This is a genomic window from Shewanella khirikhana, from assembly GCF_003957745.1.
In the GTDB taxonomy this organism is placed as follows: domain Bacteria; phylum Pseudomonadota; class Gammaproteobacteria; order Enterobacterales; family Shewanellaceae; genus Shewanella; species Shewanella khirikhana.
In genome coordinates this window covers 3,587,423-3,601,226 of sequence record NZ_CP020373.1, presented here as the reverse complement: position 1 = coordinate 3,601,226, position 13,804 = coordinate 3,587,423, and the positions used below count along the sequence as shown (strand labels likewise).

Genomic DNA, 13,804 nt, shown 5'->3' with positions numbered 1-13,804 from the left:
TGGGCGCCGGAGCACAGGCCCGGCGCTAAGGAAGCATAGCTTGATCCACTTCACCAAGATGCATGGTCTGGGCAACGACTTTATGGTTGTCGATGGTGTGACCCAGAACGTGTTCTTCTCGCCGGAACAAATTCGTCGTCTGGCCGACCGCAATTTCGGTATCGGTTTTGACCAGCTGTTGTTGGTCGAGCCGCCCTACGATCCGGATCTGGACTTTCACTACCGTATCTTTAATGCCGACGGCAGCGAGGTGGAGCAGTGCGGCAATGGCGCCCGCTGTTTTGCCCGTTTTGTTCGCAATAAAGGTTTGACTCAAAAGCATAAAATCAAAGTCAGCACCAGTGCGGGCAAGATGACACTGCGGCTGGAGCGCGATGGTGGTGTAACCGTGAACATGGGCGTGCCCATCCTGGACCCGGCGCAAATTCCCTTTAAAGCCAAGAAGTTTGAAAAAACCTATTTGCTGCAGTCGGCCCAGCAAACCTTTTTGTGTGGTGCCGTGTCCATGGGTAACCCCCACGTGGTGCTGGAAGTCGACAACATCACCGAAGCGCCGGTCGCTGACGTGGGTGCCCAGTTGACCCGCCACGAACGTTTCCCCAAGGGAGTAAACGTCGGCTTTATGCAGGTGGTGAGCTCTGAGCATATCAAGCTGCGTGTTTACGAGCGCGGCGCGGCCGAAACTCTGGCCTGTGGCAGCGGCGCCTGTGCCGCCGCCGTGGTGGGCCAGCTGCAGGGCAAGCTTGGCAAGCGGGTGCGGGTGGATTTGCCCGGCGGCAGCCTCACCATCAACTGGGAAGGTGAGGGCAAGCCCCTGTGGATGACGGGCCCGGCGCAGCAGGTTTACGACGGACAAATTCAGTTATGACAGACCCAAAGCATAAGACAGACGCCCCCTTCGATGAGCAGATAATCCGCGAGTATCTGCTGGATAATCCTGACTTTTTCAGTCGTTATCCCGAGCTGCTGCTGGCCATGCGTATGTCCCATAACGAGCGCGGCACTGTGTCACTGGTGGAGCGCCGCCAGGAGATGCTGCGAGGCCGGGTCACTCAGCTTGAAGAAGAAATCACAGCGCTGATGACAGAGGCGCGCCGTAACGAAAAAATCTTTCGTTTCAACAACGATTTGCAATTCCGCCTGCTGGAGTGTGAAGACCTCGGCGATGTGCGTCAGTGTCTGTCGCAGTCGCTGATGGGCGAATTTGGCTTTACCCATGTGCGTCTTATCACGGTGCACGATGTCGACAGCGAATTGTCGGCCATCTGGAGCAATCGTCTTGCCCGCGGTCACTATTTTGGTCGCCTCACCGCCAGCGAATCGCGGCGCCTGTTTGGCGCCGAAGTGGGCTCTGTGGCCCTGACCCGGCTGTCGGAGCATTGTGGTCAGGTGGTGTTTGCCATCGCCAGTCAGGATGCGGCTCACTTTCACCCCGAGATGGACAACCTGCTGCTGGATCAACTCAGACGGCTGTTGGACCATCTGCTGCCAAGGCTGTAATCATGGCCGGCCAAGAGTCCTGGCTGGAGCTGTTTACCCTTTATCTGGCTACTGAGCGGCAGTTGTCACCCAACACGGTGCGCAACTACCGCTTCGAGCTTGAGCGCGCCACTGAGCTGATGGGCGGCAAACCCTGGCATGAGGTGACCCGTCAGGAGCTCAGCGCCGTGATGGCCAAACTCCATCGCCAGGGCCTGGGCCCCCGTTCGCTGGCACTGACGGCCTCTGCCTTGAAACAGTTTGGTAAATTCCTGCTTAAAGAAGGGCTTATCAGCAGCGATCCGGCTGCAACCCTCACCGCCCCCAAGCAGCAAAAGACTCTGCCAAAGAATCTGGATGTGGATTCTATTACTCACCTGCTGGACATTCCCCCCGAGGATTGGATAGCCATGCGCGACCGCGCCATCATGGAGCTGTTCTACTCCTGCGGCCTGCGTTTGGCAGAACTGGCCGGGCTGGATGTGCGTGACCTGAATCTTGAGGCGCGGGAAGTGCGGGTGCTGGGTAAGGGCAGCAAAGAACGCATTCTGCCGGTGGGCAGTGTGGCTGTTGGGGCGCTGCAAGACTGGCTTGGCCATCGCAGCCAACTGCACTGCGCCGACGATGCGCTGTTTGTGTCGACACGGGGCAGCAGGCTTTCCCACCGCAGCATCCAGTCGCGCATGGAAAAATGGGCGCAAATTCAAGGCTTAAGTGTTGGGGTGCATCCGCACAAGCTCAGGCACTCCTTCGCGACTCACATGTTGGAATCCAGTGGCGATTTACGGGCGGTGCAGGAGCTGCTCGGCCACGCCAATCTGGCCACTACTCAGATTTACACCAGCTTGGATTTTCAGCATCTGGCCAAGGTGTACGACGGCGCCCATCCCAGGGCACGCAAAAAGGGGGACTGATGCAGATTTTCCGCCGCCTGCGGCCCATCGCGGCCATCAGTTTTGATTTGGACGATACCCTCTACGACAACCGCCCCATCATAGTCGCGGCCGAGCAGGCTTACCTGGATTGCTTGCAGCGGGAGTTTCCGCAAACCCGCCAGTGGGGCAAGCATGAGTGGCGTCATCTCAAGCTGGGGCTGATGGCAAAGCACCCGGCGCTGTCCCACGACCCCACCGCGCTGCGACTGGCCACCTTAACCAGCGGCCTTCTCCATTTTGGTCTGAGTCAGGCAGATGCCGAAGCAGGCGCCGCGCGGGTGATGGCGGAGTTTGTGCACGCCCGCAGCAATTTCAGGGTGCCCGATTCGACCCTTGAACTGCTTGGTAAGCTGCAACGCCGCTACCCTCTGATAGGCCTGACCAACGGCAATGTCGACCCGGAGCGCATTGGCTTGAAGGGGATGCTGGAGTTTGTGCTTTCTGCCGGGGAGGGTAAGCGGATGAAACCCCACCCTGATCTGTTCGCCATCGGCTGCGACAGGCTGGGGATCCCACTTTCAGCGCTGCTGCATGTGGGCGACAGCCACAGTGCCGACGTGCAGGGCGCGTTGCGCTCGGGTTGTCAGGCGGTGCTGCTTAATCCGGGTTTTGGTCAGACAGAGGCAGCAGCGCTTTCATCGCCACTGCCGCACCTGCAAATCTCCCGGCTGCAAGCCCTCGAATTGTTGCTGTAGGCGACAAGTTTTACTGCTGGCTGAATTTATCATTTCATTAACAATCTGAACCTGTTAGCCTGTATTTACCTCGTCGGAAAGGGGATTTGAGGTGTCAGGGTTCAAGGCGCGCGTCAGGCAAGCTGGTTGGGCAAGCATTTTGCTGTGTTTGCCCTGGTCGGCCTTTGCCCACAACATTTATGGCAACGATGGCTTTTTAACCGGGCTTGCCCATCCATTTTTTGGTCTCGATCATCTGCTGACAATCTTTGCCGTGGGTCTGCTTGGTATGCAACTCGGTGGCCGGGCGCGTTTCTCAGTGCCTTTGGCCTTTATTGGATTTTTGCTGTTTGGCGCTGTGGTGGGGCTGCTCAGGGTGCCCATGCCGCTGGTCGAGGATGGTATTGCGCTGTCGGTGGTGCTGTTCGGCATTGCTTTGTTGCTCGGACGGGATTTGCCGCTGTCGTTCGCCCAGGCCTTTGTCGGGATCTTCGCCCTGTTCCATGGTCATGCCCACGGCACAGAAATTCCCGAACTGGCCAACCCCGTGTGGTACAGCATGGGCTTTGTGCTCGGCAGTGTGATTATCATGCTGATTGGCGCGGCCGTGGCCTGGTATCTCAGTCTTATCGAAACCGACAAGCCGCTGATGAAAGGGTTGGGCGGGATTATCGCTTCGCTTGGGGTGATGCTCTGGTGGTGGTAGCCCTCAGGCTTGTGGCCCACACAGGCGGCGCTGTTTACGCAGCAGTTGGCTGACCTGGCGCCGACTGGCGCGCATATCCGATGAATCCACTCTGAAATAACTGCCGCCGTAGGGATCCTTGCCCAGATACACCGGCTTTTGCCAGGCCCTGGCTTCGGGCACGTGCAGCCTGATCAGTTTTTTACCCGCAAGTTCAATAATTTGTACATCGGTTGGCGACAACACATTACAGGACACCCTGTCCCTGTCTGCCAATATGTGCCAGATTTCTTCCAGCATCGGCAACGGGTTGGCTATGCCTTCGATACTGAACTGGCCGGCCGATTCACGCACACCCAGAATAATCTCGCCGCCAAGGGTATTGGCAAAGGCACTGTAACTCTCCCACATGTCTTCCGGCAGCTGGCCCTGACCATCCCGGCCCGCCGCCAGCTTAAACTCCACCTGCACCGACTCATGCAGATGCTGAATATCATCGAGGGCAAATTGGGTCATGGGCTGTCCTTGTACTGCAGTTTCCCCTGATATAACACGGGTTTCGCCCTCTGACCAGTGAGGGCTCAGCCCTTGCCCGGCTTCACCGGCTTAAAACATTCCTTATCGAGGCCGTATTTTTTCATCCGCAGGTAGAGCTTTTTGCGGGGCACATTGAGGTGATCTGCCGCCTCCGACACCCGGCCCGAGAACAAAAACAGCGCATCTTCAATCAGACGCTTTTCATAGTCGTCCACCAATTCATCCAGCGGGCCTTTGACCGAGGGCGCCGCCGCAATCCGCTGCACATTGGCAAGTTTGACTATGCCAACCGCGTATAGCTCGGCCACGTTGCGAAGCTCCCGCACGTTACCGGGCCAGCTGTGCTGTTTGAGGTTGTCCAGATAACGGTTTTCCACCGCAGGCACCTTGCGCGACAGTCGGCGGCAGCTCTCTTTCAGGAAGGCCATAAACAGCGGCACTATGTCGCTTGGACGTTCGCACAGGGCTGGCAGCCGCAGCCTGACCTGGGAGAAATAATAAAAGCACTCGGGGGTAAGGGTTTGCTGCTGTACCAGGGCTTCGGGCTGGCTTTCCAGAATGGCAATGGTGCGCACATCCTTGTTGCCACGGCGTTCCTGATCCAGCAGAAAGCTTGCCAGCCAACGTTGGCTGTCGGTGGGCAGATGCTCAAGCTCCCGTAAAATCAGGGTGCCGCCACGGCTGGCATCCACCGCCTGTTGCAGTTTCTCCGGGCTTTCCACCAGAGCGCATTCGAGCTGTTGCAGTGGCCCTTCGGCCCTGGGGCCAAGCTTGTGCAGCAGTGCCGCCAGGGTGTTGCGACCGACTCCGCGGGGGCCTTCCAGCATCACGTCGCGGTCGGTTAAGGCCAGCTGCCCCAGCTGCTCTCTGAGGTCGTTGATTTGCGCGCTGCTGCCAAGCAGCTGGCCTGCGAGAGAGTCCTGAATCGTTTGCCGCTGACCAATCAGTTGGTGGCGCTGGGTGGCGGCTTTTTTCACCAGCGCAAGAAAGGTCGGTGGGTCGAGGGGCTTTTCGATAAAGTCGGCGGCGCCTTGCTTTACCGCCTTTACCGCCAGCGGAATATCGGCGTGCCCCGTGATCATAATGACCGGGATCTGCGGGTCGATGCTGTGCACGGCTGCCAGCAAATCCAGCCCGTGCATGGCCGGCATGTAGATGTCGCTCACGACCACGCCGTCCCAGTCGCGGCTCAGTACCTCCAGCGCCTTTTGCGGCGAGCTGGTTGCGCGCACCTGATAGCCAGACAGATAAAACAGCTGCCGACAGGCATCCAGCACGTCCTCATCATCGTCGATAAGCAGCAGATTCGGCTTGGGTTTAAGCAGATGGGACATGGGGGAACTCCAGCAGCATCAGGGTGTTGCCTTCCATGGTGCAGGCAAGGCGGATATCGCCTTCCTGGCGCTCCATCAGGGTTCGGCAAATCGACAGCCCCAGCCCCAGCCCCACTTCTTTGGTGGTGACAAAAGGCGAGAATAGCTTTTGCAGCACAGCCTCGGGAAAGCCTGGGCCAGTGTCGCGAATGGCAATCAGGGTGCTGCCGGGCTGCGGTAGCTGTTCGATAAGGATGTGCCTGTGCTCGCAGCTCGCGATGGCATCGAGGGCATTGACCAGCAGGTTAATCAATACCTGTTCTATTTCCACCGGATCGCCAATTACGCTCAGGTTAGCCTCAAGGCGGCTTTCTACCTGCACGTTATCGCGCTTTATCCGCGGGGCGAGCAGCAGCAAGGCGCTATCGGCCACGGCGCCAAGGGACAGGGCTTCTCTGACCCTGATAGCCGGCGTTTTGCGGGCAAACTCTTTCAGCGCACCCACAATGCGGTGCATCCGCTGGCTGAGCTGACCGATGCGCTCAAGGTTGTCGCTCAGTAGCGTCATGTCGCCCTGCTCGGCGGCCATACGGCTGGTGTAAAGGAAGGTGGAAATCGCCGACAGCGGCTGATTCAGCTCGTGGGCCATGCTGGTCATCGCCTGGCCCAGCACCGCCATTTTGGCGGCCTGAATGAGTTCGTCCTGAGCCCGCAGCAGGTCATTCTGGGCCTGGGTGCGGCGCTCAACTTCCTGCTCAAGCTGCTGATTTTTGTCTTTCAGATCCCGGGTGCGCTCGGCTACCCGCTCCGACAGCTCGCGGGCCGTCAGCTCCTGACGGGTCATGTCGGTGATGGTGATAATGGTTTTAAGCTCCCCCGCTTGCTCATAGCGGCGAAAATCGAAGTGCCAGAAGGCCTGTTGCTTGTCGCTGCCAAGCTCCAGCAGACAGTGGCTTTGGCCGTGTCGCTGCAAGGTGCTGCCGGGGGCAAACTGGCTTGCCAGTTGCTGCGCCGCCGCAGGGGGAAATGCCTGCCACAGCAGTGACTGCTCGGGCTCATTGCCAAGGGGCAGCAGTTCGCGGGCGATGGGGTTGACCGATTCAATGGTGCCATCCATCAGGCAGGTGATAAGGCAGGCCTGGGTATTGTTAATCAGGTTGAGGGCATTGGTTTTGTCCATCAACTGCCGCTGGGCACGAAACTGCAGCAACTGCTCACCGAGGCGGCCAATCTCGTCGCTGCCGCGCACGCTCAAGGGTCTCGACAGGTCGTTGTTGCACACCTTGGCCAAGTCTTCGCTGAGCAGGTTCAAGCGGCCAATCAGGCGCCTTGAAATCAGTCCGGTCAATACGAAGGTGCTTAAAATCAGCGCTCCGGTGAGGATGAGCAGCAGCCAGGCTTTGCCTTGACTTACCTGCCGGTTGGTGGCCCGCACCAGGGACTCAAGATTGGTGTTGGCCTGGGCCACCGCAGTGACCACCTGAGCATGGTAGGGTTGGATAAGCTCGTTGATTTGCGGTTGCAGTGCTTTGATTTGGCGCTGGTTTTCCACATCTTCACCGAGCAGTTGATGCAAGGCGCCTGCGGGTTTTACCAGCTCCACCAGTTCCTGCAAGATCTGGCGGTGGCTCACGGTCGATGGGTAGGCCGCAAGCTGGGTGGTGAGCAGCCGTAACTCATCGATTTGAAAGCCAATAAATGAGAAGGCGTGCTCCAGCTCCCTTTGATGGCGCTGGTTAATGATCTCGGCGCTGAGCTGATGAATTTCGTTTTCTTTCAATGCGATATTTTGCAGTACCGAAAACTCCTGCAGCACCGAATTGATGGTAGTGGCCGAAGTGCGGTTACCAAGCTGGGCGCTTAAGTGCCAGGCCACTTCCTGCAACAGTGGCGTCATTTCATCTGTCAGATCCTGATGCAGCCTCGCCAGCTGCTTTTGCTGCGATGCCAGGTGCTGCGCCAGGGTCAGTTGGTGGCGCAGCAGCTGATTCTGGTTTTGGATCAAGGCTTCAAGCTCGGCAAAGCGGGCCTGTTGCCGTGCCAGCTCATCGTCGCTGTGCAGGTTCACAAGGTAAGCATTTTCAAGCTCGCCCATGGCCTCGGTAATCTGCCGCTCGAGGGTCAGCAGGGTGATTTCATCCTCGGCGCCGGGCAGTTGCCCCAACAGCTGCAACAGCCGGTTGCTGGCGCGCTCCAGCTTATAGGTGGCATTGATGGTGGGCACGCTTTCGCTGATGATGCTGCTGACCTGGGCGCTGAGCTGTGTCCATACCCCGAGGCTGGTCAGGCCGACCAGCAGTGTCAGCCCCAACATGGCCGAAAAGGCAATAAAGAGTCGCCTGCCAAGGGGCGATTGGGACTTGGACATCAGGGGTACTCCAGGGTGCGAACCAGTGCCATGGCCTGCTCCAGTTGCTGAGCGACCTGCATGCGCCAGTCCTGCATGGTGCGCTCCATCTGCGCCGAGGGTTGCTGTTCATAGTCGGCAAACACCGCCTGCAGATCGGGGGACATGGCTTCGGCTTCGCTGATGGGCACCTGGCTGGCAAGGGCGATGGCCTGGGTCAGTACCTCATGGTTTTTCAGGGTATTTTTCATGGCACCCTGGGCCTTGATGATGGCAAGCCAGGTATAGCGAAGCTTGGGCAGCTGCTGAGAAATCGCCTGTTCAAACAGCGCTTTAATCACATTGTTGCGCAAAAACAGCTGCTGCTTTTCAATAACAAAGTCGGTGCTGTGGGCCAGCTTGTCATCGTTTAAGGGCGTTTTGGCGAACTCGGGTTCGGTGAGAATGGCCTGGCCCTCGGCCGACAGCAAAAAGTTCAGAAATTGCCTGGCTTTATCGGCGTGGGCCGCCTTGGCAGTGAGGCCGCAGTAGGTGGGCAGAATGACGGTGTCGGGTAAATAGCTAAAGCCCACATACTCGAAGTGGCGCTGGGCGGCACTGGCGTAATTGTCTATCACAGGGCCTGCGCCCACCAGGCCACGGCTGATGGCATCGCTTACCCCGAAACTGCGGGCCGACAACGAGGCAAGATTGCCACCAATGCGCATCAGCAGTGCCCAGCCTTCGTCCCATCCTTCTGATTGCAATATGTTTTCCACCATCATATGGGTGGTACCCGAATGGCTGGGCGAACTCATCATCACATGGCCGTTAAAGCCGGGCTGGGCTAAGTCCTGCCAGCTGCGGGGCTGTGGCAGCTTATGTTTATCCAGGTAGTCACGATTGAACATCAGCCCAATGCCGGAGTAAGCCACCGGCAACACATAGTCGCTGGCCGGCAGGCTGTGGGGCGCAAGCCAGCTGGGAACATCGGACAGCTTGCCAAGCGGTGCCAGTAATTTTTGCTGATGCAGGGTTTGAAACAGTGTCGGCGAGGACGACACCACCAAATCCACCTTGGGCTGGTTGCCGTCGGTCAGCAGCCGGATAGCGGGCAGGGTGCGGCGGTAAATCACCCGCACTTCGCATTGCTCCCGGGCCGAGAATTTATCCACCAGTCCTTTAAAGGGCAGCTCGGAGAACGAGGTGAGGATCACCAGGCAATTGTCTTTCGCCTGGCCGGTTATTGGCCAGCTAAGCCAGAGCATCAGTAGTAGGGCGAGCAGTTTTTTTTGTGTCATGGCTCAAATTTTTTAATCAATTTTTAACGTTTTTTACACCTTGGTGAGTCGGAACTGACCCAGGGTTGGCCTATTTTCCAACAATAAGTGTTTATCGGTGAGTGTAGCCATTCCAATTTTGACCCGGAAATTCTGCCTTTTGAGTTAAATCTGACCCACTTTACGGCTTTTGTCCCCGGCAATTGTGCCTGAAAAGATGCGGACAAGTCGGGAGCCGGATCCCGGCGAACGAGCAACTTAAACGTGGGAGGAAGGCAGATGCTGGACTTTTTCAAAACGCGGCCGGATCAGCCCCTGATTGAAGGGACACCGGAAAAAATCCGCTCAATTTATAAGAAATATCAATGGCAGGTGTTCTTGGGACTGGTGCTGGGTTATGCCATGTTCTACGTCGCCCGCATGAGTTTGAACGTCGCGAAAAAACCTATGCTGGATGCCGGCATTGTGACCCTGGATGAACTGGGGATCATAGGCTCGGCATTCTTCTTAACCTATGCCGTGGGTAAGTTTTCCAACGGCTTCCTGTCGGACTACGCCAACATCGGCCGCTTTATGTCGGTGTCGCTGGGTCTGTCGGCCATCACCTGTTTGTTGATGGGTATGAACACCGCCACCTTCTTCTTCATCCTGTTGTGGGCGATGAATGGTTGGTTCCAGTCTGTGGGCAGTGCGCCTTCGTGCGTGTCGATTTTCCAGTGGTTCTCGCCGAAGCAGCGTGGCTCTGTGTACTCCATCTGGGGTGGCTCGCGCAACATAGGTGAAGGTATCACCTGGATCCTGACCGCTACCGTAGTGAGCTTCTTCGGCTGGAGAGCAGGCTTCGTTGGCGCCGGTATTGCTACCTTTGCCGCCGCCATCGCCATGTACTTTGTGCTCAAAGACAGACCGCAAACCTATGGTCTGCCAGAGCCAGCCGTGGCCTATGGCGAAGATGCCGAGATCAAAAAGAAGGTTGACCCCAAGGAAATCCGCCGCGCCCAGCTGTTTATCCTTAAGCAGCCTACCGTGTGGATTATCGCTCTTGCCTGTGCGGCCATGTATATCTCCCGCTACGCCATGAGCTCCTGGGCGGTGCTGTACCTGCAGGAGTCCAAGGGCTACAGCCTGATTGATGCTGGCTTTGCCATGTCGGCTTACCCCATCGCCGGTTTCGCCGGGGCCATTCTGGCGGGGATCATCTCCGACAAGCTGTTTAACGCCAACCGTCATATCCCAACCCTGCTGTACGGTCTGGCCAACATTGCCGGTCTGTGCCTGATGTTCTGGGGCCCACAGAGCCGGGTAGTGGATGCCGTTGCCCTGGGTCTGATTGGTTATGCCATCGGTGGTCTGGTGGTGTTCCTGGCTGGTCTTACCGCCTGTGACCTGATGCCCAAAGCGGCCGTGGGCGCGGTGAAAGGCTTTATCGGCCTGTGTTCCTACATAGCCGCCTCTGCCCAGGAAATCGTGTCTGCCTCCTTAATCACCATTACCGAAATCGATGGAGTGAAGCAGTACGACTTTTCAACCGCCCAGTACTTCTGGCTGGCCGCCGCCGTGGTGTCCATGTTCCTCGCCATGAGCGTGTGGAATGCCAAGAAGGTAGTGGATTACTGATAACGGCCGGGCCACCTGCGGGTGGCCCCAAGCAAACCAATCGCGTAAGGAATTTCATTATGAACAAAGCACTTATAGCACTGGCACTGCTTGCTCCAGGCAGCGCCGCACTGGCCGCTGATGCAGACTTTTATGGCCGTATCAACCTGTCGCTGACCGACTCGGACCTCGGCGTGGCCGCCCAAAATGGCAAGGCCGGTACCGTGCTGGAAAACAACTCTTCCCGTATCGGGGTAAAAGGCAGCGAAGCCATTGGCGACGGGCTGGAGCTGTTTTACAAGCTCGAGTTTGGGGTGGATAACTTTGATAACTCAGGTAAAACCTTCAAAGCCCGTAACACCTACATAGGGGTGAAAACCGACTTCGGTGCCCTGACCTTTGGCCGCAACGACAGCGTGTTCAAAACCGCCGAAGGCAAGGTCGATATCTTCGGCACCAGTAACTCGGATATCGACCGACTGTTGCCGGGGCAGGGCCGCTTTGGCGACAGCCTCACCTATCAGTCCCCCAAACTTGGCGGACTGGTGCAGCTTAACGGCACTTATCTTCTGAGCGACAACTATGGCGCCGATGAGGCAGCTTATGCGGTTTCGGCCACTGCCGGTGACGCATCCCTCAAGAAGCAGCCCTGGTATCTGGCGCTGGCCTACAACAGCGGTATCGACAATATCGATGCCAGCCGCGCCGTAACTCAGGTGAAGCTGGGCGAATGGACGCTGGGCGGTATTTTCCAGCAGAGCGAGCATCAGGACCCGGCGTTTGCCGCCCTCGATGGCAACAGCTGGTTTGTGAATCTCGCCTGGGATCTGGGTAAGACCCGGCTCAAGCTGGAGTATGGCCAGGACGATGCCGGTCTTGGCAAATATGTGTCGCGCTTTATCAAATCACAAACTGACGGCAAGCTCAGCGATGTCAGCGAGGTGGATTTGAGCCAGCTCAGCCTCGGCGCCAACTACAAGCTCGCCAAGAGCACCCAGCTCTATGGTCATTACACCCGCTTCGATGGCGACCTGCTGCTTGGCGGCGTGAATGTCTCCCTCGATGACGACCTAATCACCCTGGGGGTTCGCTACGACTTTTAACCCCAGTTTGTTTCCACTGTAACAGCTATCTCAAGCGGGCATTGGCTCGTGATTGCTCCTTCACCCTGGGCAATGGCCGTCGGGCGCCTCTTCACCGACGGCCACTTTTTGCTGCCAAGCCACAGCACTGGTTGATTACTCCCCCCGGCCGTGACAAGCCGCGCCGCTTTGGTTAAGGTGGCACTCCGGTTGTTTTGGTGCCTTTTTATGTCGCAAGCTCAGTTACCCCGCCTTCGTGTAGGTATGGCCATGTGGTCTCACAAGGGCTGGAAGTCTTTGCTGCCCGGCTCGGGCGCCGAGGCGCGTCTGGCGGCCTATGCCGAGGCCTTCGATACGGTCGAAGGCAACACCACCTTCTATGCCCTGCCATCGGCGCAAACAGTCGCGGCCTGGAATAGCGCCACGCCGGATGACTTTCGCTTCACCTTCAAGCTGCCCTCACACATCACCCACGAATTGGCGCTCCATAACAGCCAAAAAGAAGTGACAGACTTTTTCAGGCTGATGACACCATTGCTGGCCAAGACCGCCATCTGGAAGATCCAGCTGCCAGCCCGTTTTGGGCCCGAGTCTTTACCGGTGCTCGAGGCATTTTTGTCAATGTTGCCAGAGGGGATAGGGCTTGGAGTGGAGGTGCGTCACCGGGCATTTTTTGCCAAGGGTGAGGCCGAGCGCGACTTCAACCGTTTGCTGATGGAGAAAGGGGTTAATCGCATCATCATGGATACCCGGCCTGTGTTCGCGCTGCCGCCCATCAATGAGGCTGTGATAGATGCGCATCAGAAAAAACCGCGGGTGCCTGTGCATCCCATCGCCACGGCGGCCAACCCTGTGGTGCGCTTTATTGCCCAGCCCCACGCGCTGCAGGCCTGGGGCGTCGAGCCTTTAAGCCTTGGGTTGAAATCGGGCTGCGACAATCAGGGCTTCTTTGCGCCCTGGCTGGCCAAGCTCGGGCAGTGGCTTGCCGAAGGACGCTCACCCTACCTGTTTATTCATACGCCGGATAACAGTGACGCACCTGAGCTTGCGGCTGTGCTGGTTGCCAGCTTGTCTGCGGCGCTGGCGGCAGAGGGTGTAGAGGCTGCAGTGTGGAACCCGCAGGTGGTCAATGCCCGCCTGCAGGATGGGCAAATCAGCCTGCTGTAGCTGCCTTTCCCTGCCAAGGCCCCTTCGCCTGTTAAAAGTCGTTCTCAAGCGCTCTCATCTCTCTATGTTTTTCATCTTGGGCTCTTTTCTGCTGGCGCATAGCGCTCATGCAGAGTGCTGATAGGGTTGCCTACTTAAGTGTGGTGTCACGCCGGTTTTGGTTACAAAGATGTTGCATTCAAGCTTTGTGCTGATAGAGTGGCGCTGGCGCTTTGAACGCGCCAAAACATAACAATTATCAAGGAAAGAATAATGAAGAAGATCATTGCGTTGGCGCTATTCGCCAGCTTGCTTGGCGGCTGCTCAATCAAACAACATGTGGATCCGGCCAACATCAATCAGCAGGCGACTGTGTGCGTGCTGGAAAACCCTGACGTGCGCGAAGGTTTTTTGCAGGAAGTCGAGAAGGTACTGCGCGAAAAGCAAATCAACTATCAGGTAGTGAAAGAACTGGATGCCAGCAATAACTGTGAGTGGACTGCCACTTACACCGCCAACTGGGCCTGGGATTTGGCCCTGTATATGGTCTATGCCGAAATCAAGGTTTACCACCAGGGCAAGCTCGATGGTCAGGCGATTTACGATGCCCGCATGGGCGGCGCCAATATGAACAAGTTTATCGATGCCGAGCCGAAAATCCGCGAACTGGTTGAGCAACTGATTGCCCAGAAACAAGCTGCCAGAACCTGGGCTGCGCCATGGCAAGTTGCGCCCTGAGTCAGAGCGCTAT

The 13,804-nt window shown here is 57.5% G+C and carries 13 protein-coding genes; 9 read left to right on the top strand and 4 right to left on the bottom strand.

Features of this window, described 5'->3' with window-relative positions; translation table 11 throughout:
* The first annotated feature begins 40 nt into the window (after window positions 1–40).
* The 5 genes from dapF (at window position 41) to STH12_RS15745 (ending at window position 3,794) form a co-directional block, all read left to right on the top strand.
* Complete coding sequence (gene dapF / locus STH12_RS15765) at window positions 41–868, top strand: diaminopimelate epimerase (protein WP_126168427.1); 828 nt, start codon at window positions 41–43, stop codon at window positions 866–868.
* Window positions 865–1,500, top strand: coding sequence for a DUF484 family protein (locus STH12_RS15760; RefSeq protein WP_126168426.1), 636 nt, complete (start codon window positions 865–867; stop codon window positions 1,498–1,500). Before dapF ends, STH12_RS15760 begins: the two co-directional genes overlap by 4 nt.
* A gap of 2 nt (window positions 1,501–1,502) precedes the next feature.
* Complete coding sequence (gene xerC, locus STH12_RS15755; protein ID WP_126168425.1) at window positions 1,503–2,393, top strand: tyrosine recombinase XerC; 891 nt, start codon at window positions 1,503–1,505, stop codon at window positions 2,391–2,393.
* Window positions 2,393–3,109, top strand: coding sequence for an HAD-IA family hydrolase (locus tag STH12_RS15750; protein ID WP_126168424.1), 717 nt, complete (start codon window positions 2,393–2,395; stop codon window positions 3,107–3,109). Before xerC ends, STH12_RS15750 begins: the two co-directional genes overlap by 1 nt.
* 91 nt (window positions 3,110–3,200) lie before the next feature.
* The gene (locus tag STH12_RS15745) at window positions 3,201–3,794 is read left to right on the top strand and encodes a HupE/UreJ family protein (RefSeq protein ID WP_237158639.1); all 594 of its coding nucleotides are present in this window, start codon (window positions 3,201–3,203) and stop codon (window positions 3,792–3,794) included.
* A gap of 3 nt (window positions 3,795–3,797) precedes the next feature.
* Here the strand turns inward: STH12_RS15745 and STH12_RS15740 are convergent, their stop codons facing one another.
* The 4 genes from STH12_RS15740 to STH12_RS15725 form a co-directional block, all read right to left on the bottom strand.
* Window positions 3,798–4,289: an AlbA family DNA-binding domain-containing protein gene (locus STH12_RS15740; protein WP_126168423.1), complete on the bottom strand. Its 492-nt coding sequence runs from the start codon at window positions 4,287–4,289 to the stop codon at window positions 3,798–3,800.
* A gap of 65 nt (window positions 4,290–4,354) precedes the next feature.
* Window positions 4,355–5,644 (bottom strand): sigma-54-dependent transcriptional regulator, encoded by a 1,290-nt coding sequence (locus STH12_RS15735; RefSeq protein ID WP_126168422.1) that lies wholly within the window; start codon window positions 5,642–5,644, stop codon window positions 4,355–4,357.
* Complete coding sequence (locus STH12_RS15730) at window positions 5,628–7,991, bottom strand: ATP-binding protein (RefSeq protein ID WP_126168421.1); 2,364 nt, start codon at window positions 7,989–7,991, stop codon at window positions 5,628–5,630. The genes STH12_RS15735 and STH12_RS15730 overlap by 17 nt, the downstream gene beginning before the upstream one ends.
* The gene (locus STH12_RS15725; RefSeq protein WP_126168420.1) at window positions 7,991–9,250 is read right to left on the bottom strand and encodes an ABC transporter substrate-binding protein; all 1,260 of its coding nucleotides are present in this window, start codon (window positions 9,248–9,250) and stop codon (window positions 7,991–7,993) included. Before STH12_RS15725 ends, STH12_RS15730 begins: the two co-directional genes overlap by 1 nt.
* A 258-nt stretch (window positions 9,251–9,508) precedes the next feature.
* Here STH12_RS15725 and STH12_RS15720 point away from each other — a divergent pair, with 258 nt between their 5' ends.
* The 4 genes from STH12_RS15720 (at window position 9,509) to STH12_RS15705 (ending at window position 13,791) form a co-directional block, all read left to right on the top strand.
* Window positions 9,509–10,846 carry an MFS transporter gene (locus STH12_RS15720; protein WP_126168419.1) on the top strand — a complete coding sequence of 446 codons (1,338 nt, stop codon included), beginning with the start codon at window positions 9,509–9,511 and terminating at the stop codon, window positions 10,844–10,846.
* A 59-nt stretch (window positions 10,847–10,905) separates the two neighbouring features.
* A complete protein-coding gene (locus STH12_RS15715) occupies window positions 10,906–11,928 on the top strand; it encodes a porin (protein WP_126168418.1) in 1,023 nt (340 codons plus the stop codon).
* A 249-nt stretch (window positions 11,929–12,177) separates the two neighbouring features.
* Entirely contained in the window at window positions 12,178–13,074 is an 897-nt protein-coding gene (locus tag STH12_RS15710) for a DUF72 domain-containing protein (RefSeq protein ID WP_126168417.1), read from the top strand.
* Window positions 13,075–13,326: 252 nt separating this feature from the next.
* Window positions 13,327–13,791 carry an Sbal_3080 family lipoprotein gene (locus STH12_RS15705; RefSeq protein ID WP_126168416.1) on the top strand — a complete coding sequence of 155 codons (465 nt, stop codon included), beginning with the start codon at window positions 13,327–13,329 and terminating at the stop codon, window positions 13,789–13,791.
* Window positions 13,792–13,804 lie beyond the last annotated feature (13 nt).

What these genes read in the sequence shown, in the direction of transcription:
- xerC (WP_126168425.1), top strand. Translation starts at nt 1,503, where the DNA reads ATGGCCGGCCAAGAGTCCTGGCTGGAGCTGTTTACCCTTTATCTGGCT.
- STH12_RS15705 (WP_126168416.1), top strand. Translation starts at nt 13,327, where the DNA reads ATGAAGAAGATCATTGCGTTGGCGCTATTCGCCAGCTTGCTTGGCGGC.
- STH12_RS15715 (WP_126168418.1), top strand. Translation starts at nt 10,906, where the DNA reads ATGAACAAAGCACTTATAGCACTGGCACTGCTTGCTCCAGGCAGCGCC.
- STH12_RS15730 (WP_126168421.1), bottom strand. Translation starts at nt 7,991, where the DNA reads ATGTCCAAGTCCCAATCGCCCCTTGGCAGGCGACTCTTTATTGCCTTT.
- STH12_RS15720 (WP_126168419.1), top strand. Translation starts at nt 9,509, where the DNA reads ATGCTGGACTTTTTCAAAACGCGGCCGGATCAGCCCCTGATTGAAGGG.
- STH12_RS15735 (WP_126168422.1), bottom strand. Translation starts at nt 5,644, where the DNA reads ATGTCCCATCTGCTTAAACCCAAGCCGAATCTGCTGCTTATCGACGAT.
- STH12_RS15760 (WP_126168426.1), top strand. Translation starts at nt 865, where the DNA reads ATGACAGACCCAAAGCATAAGACAGACGCCCCCTTCGATGAGCAGATA.
- STH12_RS15725 (WP_126168420.1), bottom strand. Translation starts at nt 9,250, where the DNA reads ATGACACAAAAAAAACTGCTCGCCCTACTACTGATGCTCTGGCTTAGC.
- STH12_RS15710 (WP_126168417.1), top strand. Translation starts at nt 12,178, where the DNA reads ATGTGGTCTCACAAGGGCTGGAAGTCTTTGCTGCCCGGCTCGGGCGCC.
- STH12_RS15740 (WP_126168423.1), bottom strand. Translation starts at nt 4,289, where the DNA reads ATGACCCAATTTGCCCTCGATGATATTCAGCATCTGCATGAGTCGGTG.
- STH12_RS15750 (WP_126168424.1), top strand. Translation starts at nt 2,393, where the DNA reads ATGCAGATTTTCCGCCGCCTGCGGCCCATCGCGGCCATCAGTTTTGAT.